Raw genomic sequence first — 10,403 nt, 5'->3', positions numbered from 1 at the left:
AGCCGATGAATTCGCTCACCGCTTTCTTCAGGAAACCCGGTCGTGCTGCCTGGATCATGTTCCTGGTCGTGCCGCCCATGGTGTTCATGGCGACCTTCGTGGTCTGGCCGATCCTGTCGGCCCTGGCCTATGCCTTCTATCATTGGGAAGGGCTGAAGCGCGGCGAGTTCGTGGGCCTTGGCAATTTCATCGACGTCCTGACGCGCGAGCCTTTTGCTGCCTGGACGCTCAATGCCTTCCTGCATAACGTCTGGGTCTTCATCGCCCTGATGATCGTGCAGAATGGTTTCGGTTTTCTGATCGCCTATGCGATCTCCAAGGAACTGCCCGGTCATCGGTTCCACCGGGTGGCGGTGTTCCTGCCGGTGATCCTGTCGACGGTGATCGTCGGCTTCCTGTGGAAGCTGTTTCTGCATCCGCTGTTCGGTCTGGTGAATGCCGCCTTTGTCTCGGTTGGCCTCGATAGCTGGGCGCAGCCGTGGCTGGGGCAGGAGAGTACGGCGCTCTGGGCGCTGGTCTTCGTCAATGCCTGGCATTGGGTCGGTTTCCCGGCGCTTGTCTTCCTGGCGGGCATGCAGCGCATTCCGTCCGAGGTGATCGACGCGGCGCGCCTGGATGGCGCTTCGGAATGGACGATGATCACCAAAATCGTCTGGCCGCTGGTCGCCCCAAGCGCCACCATCTGCTTCGTGCTGCTGTTCATCGGCAGCTTCAACTGGTTCGAACTGCCCTACGTCATGACCGGCCTCGACGGCTCGCCCTATGGCAAGACCGATGTGCTGGGCCTGCTGTTCTACCGCACCGCCTTTGGCAATCAGTCGGCAGGCGTGCAGGACTTCGGGCGCGGGAGTGCGCTGGCCGTGCTGACCTTCCTGTTCATTGCTGTCGTGTCGGCTTTCTGGACCATCCGCCTGCGTAAGCGGGAGATCGAGATATGAGTGCCGTGAAGACGCTTCCCGTGGTGCCGAGCCTGCGTTCGAGCCTGTTGCAGATCCTGCTGGTCGCGAACAGCTTCCTGATGCTCTATCCCATTCTGGTGATGGTGTTTTCGGGCTTCAAATCGACCGGCGAGATCTTCTCGACGCCCTTTGCCGTTCCCGATTTCGGCAATCTGACGAACTACCTGCGTATCCTGGATGAGACGAGCTTCATGCTCTATCTCGGGAACTCGATTGTGGTGACGGGCCTGTCGCTGCTGGCGATCCTGACCCTGGGGATCATGGCCGCCTATGCCATTGCCCGGTACGAGTTTCCGGGTTCGGTCTTCGTCTTCCTGTTCTTCCTGTCGGGCCTGATGATGCCGCTGAAGCTGGCGATCATTCCGCTCTTCATTCAGATGCGCGACTTCGGGTTGCTGGACAGCCGCCTTAGTCTGATCGCCGTCTATACGGCGATGGGGCTGCCGTCGACGGTCTTCATTTTGACGGGTTTCATCCGTACGCTCCCCCGTGAGCTTGAGGATGCGGCGCGGATGGATGGGGCGTCGGAAGCCCGAATCCTCTGGTCGGTGATGCTGCCGTTGATCCGTCCGGCGATGGTGATCGCGGCGATCCATAATGCAGTGCCGATCTGGAACGACTTCTTCTTTCCGCTGGTCTTCATCCAGTCGAACGACGCCAAGACGCTGCCCCAGGGGCTGACGGCTTTCATGGGCGAATATACGACGGACTGGGGCGTGCTGTTTGCCGGGCTGACGCTGTCGGCCTTGCCGATCTCGCTGCTCTATATCGCCCTGTCCAAGCAGTTCATCAGTGGCATGACCAGTGGAGCCGTGAAGTGACCTTGATCCGTAAAGGCAGCCTCGTCGTTTCGGCCCAGGCGCGGGAAGATAATCCGCTCCATGGCCCGATCTATATGGCGGCGATGGCGCTGGCGGCGCGGGATGGCGGTGCTTCGACGATCCGTGCCAACGGACCCGAGGATATCGCGGCGATCAAGGCAGTCTGCGATCTGCCGATCATCGGTATCTCAAAGCTCTGGGATGCCCGCTTTCCGGTCTATATCACCCCGAACCGCGCGACGGCCGATAAGATCAAGGCTGCGGGGGCGGAGATCATCGGGATCGACGCCACCCAGCGCCCCCGCGACGGCGGGCCGGTGGAAGAACTGATCGCCTATATCCGCGATGACCTGAAGTGCGAGGTCTTTGCCGATGTGGATACGTTGGAAAACGGGCTGAAGGCGGCGGCGGCTCGTCCGACCTATGTCGCGACGACAATGGCCGGTTATACCGATGAAACCGAAGCCCGCAAGGGTTCGGGGCCGGATTTCGAGTTGCTGGAAGCCCTGGTGCGGGCGACCGATATTCCGGTTGTGGCCGAAGGGCGCTTCTGGGAGCCATCGCAAGTGGCGCGGGCGTTGGAGCTGGGCGCCCATGCTGTGGTCATCGGCACCGCCATCACCAATCCGCGCGACATCACCCGCCGCTTCGTCACGGAGAGCGGGGCGTGCTGACGCTCGGTATAGACGCGGGCGGTACGGCTACCCGCTGGCAGCTTCGTGAGGAAGGCAAACTGGTTGCCGAAGGGCAGGGGCTGCCGATGTCCGGCCATCTGTTCAACGACGAGGTGCGCAAGCGCTCGCTCGCCGCGCTGGATGCCATCCTTGCCGATGTCCGGGATGCCGGGCAACCAGCGGCCGTTTGCGCCGGGATCACCGGCCTGTCTCAGGAAAGCGAGGCCGCCCAGACCTACATCGATCTGATCGCTGAAGGACTGGATCTGCCGCGCGACCGGGTGCGGGTCGTCGACGATATGTGGATCGCCTATCTGGCGGCTTTCCAGCCGGGCAAAGGCATCCTGGTTTATTGCGGCACGGGATCTGTCGGCTATCACATCGCCGAAGGCGGGCGCGTCGAGCGTGCGGGCGGCCATGGCTATATTATTGACGATGGTGGCTCGGCCTTCTGGATCGCGCGGATGGGTGTACATCATCTGATGCGGGCTGTGGACGAGCGCGGTGCGTCGGCTTGGAACAGCCCGCTGGGCTCGGCCTTTGCCAAGCGGTTCGGCGGTGCTCGCTGGGACCTCGTCCGCAGCACTATTTATAGTGGCGATCGCGGATCGATTGCCGGGCTTGCGCCTGCCGTCGCGGAAGCGGCGGAAGCGGGCGATGCCGTCGCTCTGAAGATTCTGGGGGATGCGGGTGCTGAACTGGCGCGTCTGGGTCTGGTGCTGGCCAACCGCACCGGACCTCTGCCGGTGGTGCTGATCGGCGGCGGCTTCAAGCTGCATCCGGCGGTCACGGCGGGGGTCAAGGCAGCCCTGCCGCCCGATATGCCGGTGACGGTTCCGGGCCGTCCGGCTGTCGAGGCTGCGGCCGAACTGGCGGCGGCGCTCTAAAAAACGCCAGATCGACACAGGCAATACCGGCTCTCTTGATGCCGAGCGTCTCCGCCGCTGCTTCTGAGAGATCGAGAATGCGTCCGGCGATAAAAGGGCCGCGATCAGTGATCGTCACCGTCGCTTGCGCGCCGGTTTTGCGGGCCGTCACGACTATCTTGGTGCCGAAGGGCAGATAGGGATGGGCGGCGGTCAGCGCATGCTGATCGAACAGCAAGCCGCTGGCAGTCGGTTTCCCATGGTGACGCGGCCCGTACCAGGAGGCGGGGCCGCTCATGCGGTCGATGGTGGCGGGGCAGGCGAGGGCCTGACCTGTGACCAGCATCGCCACGATTAGGGTGGGGATCTGCATAGCCCCCACAAGATCTAGGGGGTGGGGCTATGCTTTCGAGATGATTTTTCTCATCCGATCATAAGAATATCATAAGGATTTATGGTTCAGCCGACGGTTTTGGTCGAACCGATAGGTCCGTTTTGATAACGAAATACTCGTAACTTCCGATGAGACGGATTTTAGCTAAAGCTAGAGAATCCCGGCGTTCGGCACGTTTCACGGATTTCACGGGAAGGTTAAAATTCTTAAATCCGAGGAACGCGAATCAAAGACGTCGTCAAGCTGTTTGATTCCTTGCGTAGCCCGTATGACCGCAATATCTTGTGTCTCAACAGCGCAACGTCGCTATAGATCGAAGGCCTCGGAGAAACCGGGGCCTTCGCTTTGCGAGCTGACTTTTATAATTTTGATCAACGGGGAACAGGTCATGGATGGTGATCTTCGCAGCTTTGCGCCAGGTCGTGTCACACTGGATCGCTCTCGCGATGCCTTACTGACCGATTTCGGCAAGGAAACGCTTCGCGATCGCTATCTGCTGCCGGGTGAGAGCTTCCAGGATCTCTTCGCCCGCGTCTCCGGCGCCTATGCCGACGATGATGCCCATGCCCAGCGGCTTTACGACTATATGTCGAAGCTCTGGTTCATGCCGGCGACCCCGGTCCTGTCGAACGGCGGCACTGGCCGCGGTCTGCCGATCTCCTGCTATCTGAACTCGGTCGACGACAGCCTTGAAGGTATCGTCGATACCTGGAACGAAAACGTCTGGCTTTCGGCCCGTGGCGGCGGCATCGGCACCTACTGGGGCAATGTGCGCGGTATTGGCGAGCCGGTCGGCCTCAATGGCAAGACCAGCGGTATCATCCCCTTCATCCGCGTCATGGACAGCCTGACGCTGGCGATCAGCCAGGGTAGTCTGCGCCGTGGTTCGGCTGCGGTCTATCTGGACGTCAACCATCCGGAAATCGAGGAATTCCTCGAAATCCGTAAGCCTTCGGGCGACTTCAACCGTAAGGCGCTGAACCTGCACCATGGCATCCTGATCACCGACGAATTCATGGAAGCCGTCCGCGACGGCAAGTCCTTCCCGCTGCGCAGCCCGCGCTCCAAGGAAGTGATGAGCACGGTTGATGCCCGCGCGCTGTTCCAGAAGATCGTCGAGACCCGCATCACCACCGGCGAGCCGTATCTGATCTTCATCGATACCGTGAACCGCACGATGCCGGAACATCAGCGTCAGCTGGGCCTGTCGGTCAAGACCTCGAACCTCTGCTCGGAAATCACCCTGCACACGGGTCCGGACCATACCGGCCAGCATCGCACCGCCGTCTGCTGCCTCTCCTCGATCAATGTCGAGAAGTGGGATGAATGGTCCCAGGAGCCGCGCTTCGTCGAAGATCTGATGCGCTTCCTGGATAACGTCCTGCAGGACTTCATCGACCGCGCGCCGGACGAGATGGCCCGCGCCAAATACGGCGCGATGCGCGAGCGTTCGGTCGGTCTGGGCGTCATGGGCTTCCATTCCTTCCTGCAGAGCCGTGGCATTCCGCTGGAAAGCGCGCTGGCAAAGTCGTGGAACCTCAAGGTCTTCCGCTACATCAAGGAACGCGCCGACGCCGCCTCGATGTATCTGGCCCAGGAACGTGGCCCGTGCCCCGATGCCGCCGATGCCGGTGCCATGGAGCGCTTCAGCCACAAGATCGCCATCGCGCCGACCGCGTCGATCTCGATCATCTGCGGCGGCACGTCGGCTGGTATCGAAGCCATTCCGGCCAACGTCTATACCCACAAGACGCTGTCGGGCTCTTTCTCGGTCCGCAACCCGTATCTCCAGCGCATGCTGGACGAGAAGGGCCGCAATAACGAGACGGTCTGGAACTCGATCCTCGAACATGAAGGCTCGGTCCAGCATCTGGACTTCCTGACCGCCGACGAAAAGTCGATCTTCAAGACCGCCTTTGAAATCGATCAGCGCTGGGTCGTCGAATTCGCCGGTGACCGCACGCCCTACATCTGCCAGGCAACCTCGCTGAACCTCTTCCTGGAAGGGGATGTTGATAAGTGGGATCTGCTGATGCTGCATTATCGCGCCTGGGAACTGGGCGTGAAGAGCCTCTACTACTGCCGCTCCAAGAGCGTGCAGCGCGCATCCTGGGCCGGTGGCGCCGTCGATGCCGACAATACCTACGAGCGCCGTAAGGTGATCGCCGAGGTCAAGAACTACGACGAGTGCCTGGCCTGCCAGTAAGGCCCCTTGTGTAAGCGGACGAGTCCCTGTAGGACCGTCCGCTTCCTCGTCCGTATTACAAATTCACGCCTATTTTCGAGCAAGGTTCCCGCCATGCCGCTTCTTTCCGCCAGCAAGACCTATAAGCCGTTTGAATATCCGTGGGCCTTCGAGTTCTGGAAACGCCAGCAACAGATCCATTGGATGCCGGAAGAGGTGCCGCTGGGCGAAGACGTGCGCGACTGGTCGAAGAAGCTGTCGGATCATGAGCGCAACCTGCTGACCCAGATCTTCCGCTTCTTTACCCAGGCGGACGTCGAGGTGCAGGACTGCTATCACGAGAAATACGGCCGGGTGTTCAAGCCGACCGAAATCAAGATGATGCTGACCGCCTTTTCGAACATGGAGACGGTGCATATCGCGGCCTATAGCCATCTGCTCGATACCATCGGCATGCCGGAACAGGAATATTCCGCGTTCCTGAAGTACAAGGCGATGGCCGACAAGCATGACTATATGCATAAGTTCGGCGTCGAAACCGATGCGGATATCGCCCGTACGCTGGCGATGTTCGGTGGCTTCACCGAAGGCTTGCAGCTGTTCGCATCCTTCGCGATGCTGATGAATTTCCCGCGCTTCAACAAGATGAAGGGCATGGGGCAGATCGTATCCTGGTCGGTGCGTGATGAGAGCCTGCATTGCGAAGGCATCATCAAGATGTTCCACACCTTCACGGCCGAAACCGGCTGCCTGACGCAGTCGCTGAAGGATGACATCTCGGACTGCTGCCAGACCGTGGTGCGCCTGGAAGATGCCTTCATCGATCTCGCCTTTGAAATGGGCCCGGTCGAGGGGATGACGCCGCTCGATGTGAAGCGCTACATCCGCTATATCGCCGACTGGCGTCTGCAGCAGTTGGGCCTGAAGCCGATCTATCTGATCGGTGACCATCCGCTGCCCTGGCTGACCGCGCTGCTGAACGGCGTCGAGCACGCGAATTTCTTCGAACAACGCGCGACCGAATATTCAAAGGCTGCCACCCAAGGCGATTGGGAAAATACCTGGTCGATGTTCGACCAACGTAGGCTTGCGAATAGTTCCACCGAGGAAAGTGCCCAAGGTACTCTCGGCACTGTCGATGCTGCTTGACCAGAGCTATACCTTCCGGCCAATCATGCTGACCATGTTGGTCCGAGTTGGAGAATAGTCAGAATGATTAAGGACATCGTCGTTCACGTCGAACCGGGTACCCGCGGCGAGAACAGACTGGATCTGGCTATTGCTTTGGCCCGTTCGCACGATGCCCATCTGATCGGTCTGCATGTGATCGAGCCGGTGGTACTGCCGGAATTCCTTCTGCAGGCGACCGAGAATCCGCTATCTGAACTGCTGATCGATGCAGCCGAAGCGGCTGCGGTTCAGGCGCAGAAGCTGTTCGAGGAACGTATCCGTGTGGAAGGTATTTCCGGCGAGTGGCGCTTGGCGCGGGGTGGGGCTTCGGCTCAGGTCGCGCTGTCGGCCCGCTATTCGGACCTGACCATCGTCGGCCAGCCTGATCCGAAGGGTCCGATTTCGGTCGTGCGCCCCGACGATGTTGTGATGGAAAGCGGCCGTCCGGTCCTGATCATCCCTTATATCGGTGCGCTGCCGCAGACCGCCGATTATGTGCTCGTCGCCTGGGACGGCAGCCGCGAGGCGACCCGTGCTGTCAATGATGCCGTGCCGATGCTGACCAAGGCCAAAAAGGTCAAGGTGGTAGTCGTCAATCCGCAGTCTGGTCCGAATAATGTCGGCGAGATTGCCGGTACCGATCTTGGCCATCATCTGGCCCGTCATGGCGTGAAGGTGGAAGTGGGTAAGATCGTCGCGCCGGAACTAGAGGTTGCCGATGCCTTGCTGTCGGCACTGCTGGACGAAGGCTGCGATATGCTGGTCATGGGCGCCTATGGCCATTCGCGCCTGCGTCAGACGATCATCGGCGGTGCAACCCGCACGATCCTCGACCATATGACCGTTCCGGTCCTGATGGCGCACTAAGCGTCCGAGTTACAGAAGGGAACCGTCTGGCAAAGGACGGTTCCCTATTTTTTCGCCCGCAGATTGGCCGGGCAGGGAGACTATTGCCATGCTGTCCATCGAAGCCCGTATCGCCCAGGAACTCAGCGCCCGCACCGAACAGGTGGTGGCGACCGTCAAGATGCTGGACGAAGGCTCGACCGTTCCGTTCATTGCCCGTTATCGCAAGGAAGCGACCGGCGGACTGGACGACACGCAGCTGCGCACGCTGGAAGAGCGTCTGCGCTATCTGCGCGAGATGGAAGAGCGCCGGGCGGCAATCATTTCCAGCGTGGAAGAGCAGGGCAAGATGACGCCCGAGCTGAAGTCGGACCTGCTGGCCGCCGACAGCAAGGCCCGCCTGGAAGATCTCTATCTGCCCTATAAGCAGAAGCGCCGCACCAAGGGGCAGATCGCCCGCGAGGCCGGGTTGGAGCCGCTGGCGGATGCGCTGCTGGCCGATCCGACGCTGGTGCCGGAACAGGCTGCCGCTGCCTATGTCGATGCTGAAAAGCAGGTTGCCGACGTAAAGGCCGCTCTGGATGGCGCCCGCTCGATTCTCGTGGAGCGGTTCGCCGAAGACGCGACACTGGTCGGTCAATTGCGCGACAACCTCTGGACACAGGGCGTGCTGAAGGCCGCTGTGGTCGAGGGCAAGCAGGAAAGCGGCGCCAAGTTCCGCGACTATTTCGAACATGCCGAAGGCATCGCCAAGATCCCCTCTCACCGTGCGCTCGCCCTGTTCCGGGGCCGTAAGGAAGAGGTGCTGACGCTCAACCTTGCCCTGCCTGAAGATACGACCACGACGCCTGAACTGCGTATCGCTGCCCATAACGGCATCGCGGATCGCGGTCGGCCGGGCGATAAGTGGCTACTGGATGTCTGCCGCTGGTGCTGGCGCACGAAGCTGTCGATTCATATCGAGATTGATCTGCTGGGCCGCCTGTTCGATGCAGCCGAGGAAGAGGCGATCAAGGTCTTCGCGGGTAATCTGCGCGATCTGCTGTTGGCAGCCCCGGCCGGTCAGCGCGCGACGCTAGCGCTCGACCCTGGTTTCCGCACCGGCGTGAAGGTCGCAGCCATCGATGCCACCGGCAAGCTGGTCGATACCGCCGTGATCTATCCGCACGAACCGCAGCGCCGCTGGGACGATGCGCTGATGCAGCTCGCCTCGCTCTGCCGCAAACATAAGCTGGAGCTGATCTCCATCGGCAATGGCACGGCCAGCCGCGAGACGGAGAAGCTGGCGGGTGAGCTGTCGACGAAATATCCCGAACTGGGCCTCACCCGCGTGGTGGTGTCGGAAGCAGGCGCCTCGATCTATTCGGCGTCGGCCTTTGCGGCCCAGGAATTCCCGGATGTCGATGTGTCGCTGCGCGGTGCAGTTTCCATTGGCCGTCGCCTGCAGGATCCGCTGGCTGAACTGGTGAAGATCGATCCGAAGTCTATCGGTGTTGGCCAGTATCAGCACGACCTGTCGGAAAACAAACTGGGCCGAACCCTGGATGCCGTGGTGGAAGACTGCGTGAACGCGGTTGGTGTCGATCTCAACACGGCGTCGGTGCCGCTGTTGACCCGTGTCTCGGGCCTTTCCGAAGCGCTGGCGCGCAATATCGTCGCCTGGCGCGATGCCAATGGCGCCTTCAAGAACCGTAACCAGCTTAAAGACGTCTCACGCCTTGGCCCCAAGGCCTTCGAACAGGCGGCGGGCTTCTTGCGGGTGCCAAATGGCGACGATCCGCTCGATGCCTCCACTGTTCATCCGGAAGCCTATCCGGTGGTGCGCCGCATCCTGAAGGCGACGGGCAAGGCAATGGCGGACGTGATCGGTGATGGTGTGACCCTTCGCCGCCTCAACCCGGCTGATTTCACCGATGATACTTTCGGCGTTCCGACGGTGAAGGACATCCTGAAAGAACTGGAAAAGCCGGGCAACGATCCGCGTCCGGAGTTCCGCCAAGCGAAGTTCGACGACAGCGTTCAGGAAATGAAGGACCTGAAGCCGGGCATGATCCTGGAAGGGGCGGTCACCAACGTCACTAACTTTGGCGCCTTTGTCGATATCGGTGTCCACCAGGACGGGCTGGTCCATATCTCTGCCCTGGCCGATAAGTTCGTGAAGGATCCCCGCGAGGTGGTGAAGCCTGGGCAGGTCGTGAAGGTCAAGGTGCTGGAAGTCGACCTGCCGCGTAAGCGTATCGCGCTGACCATGAAAATGGGCGATCAGGCCCCTGCGCCGCGTCAACAGCAGGTTGCATCCAGGTCCGATCATAAAGCTTTCAAGGGCGCGGTATCTGGGTCTTCTGATGGTGGAGGCGGGGCAATGGCCGCTGCTCTAGCCAGAGCTGGCTTGAAACAGCGCTGATATGACGGTTTTCTTGTGCGGATACGTTAGCCGCACTTGCAAAATCGTTAGATTCTAGGGAAGTATACGCGAGCCTATTAATAA

At 60.7% G+C, this 10,403-nt stretch carries 9 protein-coding genes; 8 read left to right on the top strand and 1 reads right to left on the bottom strand.

Features of this window, described 5'->3' with window-relative positions:
• From ACFSM5_RS09460 to ACFSM5_RS09445, 4 genes are all read left to right on the top strand, one after another.
• Window positions 1-938, top strand: a 938-nt coding sequence (locus ACFSM5_RS09460) for a carbohydrate ABC transporter permease (protein WP_379876085.1), incomplete at its 5' end; no start/stop codon positions are given.
• The gene (locus ACFSM5_RS09455) at window positions 935-1,780 is read left to right on the top strand and encodes a carbohydrate ABC transporter permease (protein WP_379876084.1); all 846 of its coding nucleotides are present in this window, start codon (window positions 935-937) and stop codon (window positions 1,778-1,780) included. The genes ACFSM5_RS09460 and ACFSM5_RS09455, both read left to right, overlap by 4 nt.
• Window positions 1,777-2,454, top strand: a complete 678-nt coding sequence (locus ACFSM5_RS09450) for an N-acetylmannosamine-6-phosphate 2-epimerase (protein WP_379876083.1) — start codon at window positions 1,777-1,779, stop codon at window positions 2,452-2,454. The genes ACFSM5_RS09455 and ACFSM5_RS09450 overlap by 4 nt, the downstream gene beginning before the upstream one ends.
• Window positions 2,448-3,341, top strand: coding sequence for an N-acetylglucosamine kinase (locus tag ACFSM5_RS09445; RefSeq protein WP_379876082.1), 894 nt, complete (start codon window positions 2,448-2,450; stop codon window positions 3,339-3,341). Before ACFSM5_RS09450 ends, ACFSM5_RS09445 begins: the two co-directional genes overlap by 7 nt.
• On the opposite strand, the gene ACFSM5_RS09440 is transcribed toward ACFSM5_RS09445, so the two are convergent.
• Window positions 3,253-3,693: a septal ring lytic transglycosylase RlpA family protein gene (locus ACFSM5_RS09440; RefSeq protein ID WP_379876081.1), complete on the bottom strand. Its 441-nt coding sequence runs from the start codon at window positions 3,691-3,693 to the stop codon at window positions 3,253-3,255. The two genes, ACFSM5_RS09445 and ACFSM5_RS09440, sit on opposite strands and share 89 nt — an antisense overlap.
• 409 nt (window positions 3,694-4,102) lie before the next feature.
• On the opposite strand from ACFSM5_RS09440, the gene ACFSM5_RS09435 reads away from it, so the two are divergent.
• From ACFSM5_RS09435 to ACFSM5_RS09420, 4 genes are all read left to right on the top strand, one after another.
• Window positions 4,103-5,920, top strand: a complete 1,818-nt coding sequence (locus ACFSM5_RS09435) for a ribonucleoside-diphosphate reductase subunit alpha (RefSeq protein ID WP_379876080.1) — start codon at window positions 4,103-4,105, stop codon at window positions 5,918-5,920.
• Window positions 5,921-6,013: 93 nt separating this feature from the next.
• Complete coding sequence (locus ACFSM5_RS09430) at window positions 6,014-7,048, top strand: ribonucleotide-diphosphate reductase subunit beta (protein WP_379876079.1); 1,035 nt, start codon at window positions 6,014-6,016, stop codon at window positions 7,046-7,048.
• Between the two features lie 63 nt (window positions 7,049-7,111).
• Window positions 7,112-7,936, top strand: a complete 825-nt coding sequence (locus ACFSM5_RS09425) for a universal stress protein (RefSeq protein WP_379876078.1) — start codon at window positions 7,112-7,114, stop codon at window positions 7,934-7,936.
• An 88-nt stretch (window positions 7,937-8,024) separates the two neighbouring features.
• Entirely contained in the window at window positions 8,025-10,319 is a 2,295-nt protein-coding gene (locus tag ACFSM5_RS09420) for a Tex family protein (protein ID WP_379876077.1), read from the top strand.
• Window positions 10,320-10,403: the final 84 nt, after the last annotated feature.

It is taken from the genome of Lacibacterium aquatile, from assembly GCF_042683105.1.
Taxonomy (GTDB): Bacteria; Pseudomonadota; Alphaproteobacteria; order Elsterales; family Elsteraceae; genus Lacibacterium; species Lacibacterium aquatile.
This window is presented reverse-complemented; position numbering and strand designations above follow the sequence as displayed.

Bases quoted from the DNA above. Each gene is read 5' to 3' on its own strand.
- ACFSM5_RS09435 (WP_379876080.1), top strand. From the start codon at position 4,103: ATGGATGGTGATCTTCGCAGCTTTGCGCCAGGTCGTGTCACACTGGAT.
- ACFSM5_RS09420 (WP_379876077.1), top strand. From the start codon at position 8,025: ATGCTGTCCATCGAAGCCCGTATCGCCCAGGAACTCAGCGCCCGCACC.
- ACFSM5_RS09430 (WP_379876079.1), top strand. From the start codon at position 6,014: ATGCCGCTTCTTTCCGCCAGCAAGACCTATAAGCCGTTTGAATATCCG.
- ACFSM5_RS09425 (WP_379876078.1), top strand. From the start codon at position 7,112: ATGATTAAGGACATCGTCGTTCACGTCGAACCGGGTACCCGCGGCGAG.
- ACFSM5_RS09440 (WP_379876081.1), bottom strand. From the start codon at position 3,693: ATGCAGATCCCCACCCTAATCGTGGCGATGCTGGTCACAGGTCAGGCC.
- ACFSM5_RS09455 (WP_379876084.1), top strand. From the start codon at position 935: ATGAGTGCCGTGAAGACGCTTCCCGTGGTGCCGAGCCTGCGTTCGAGC.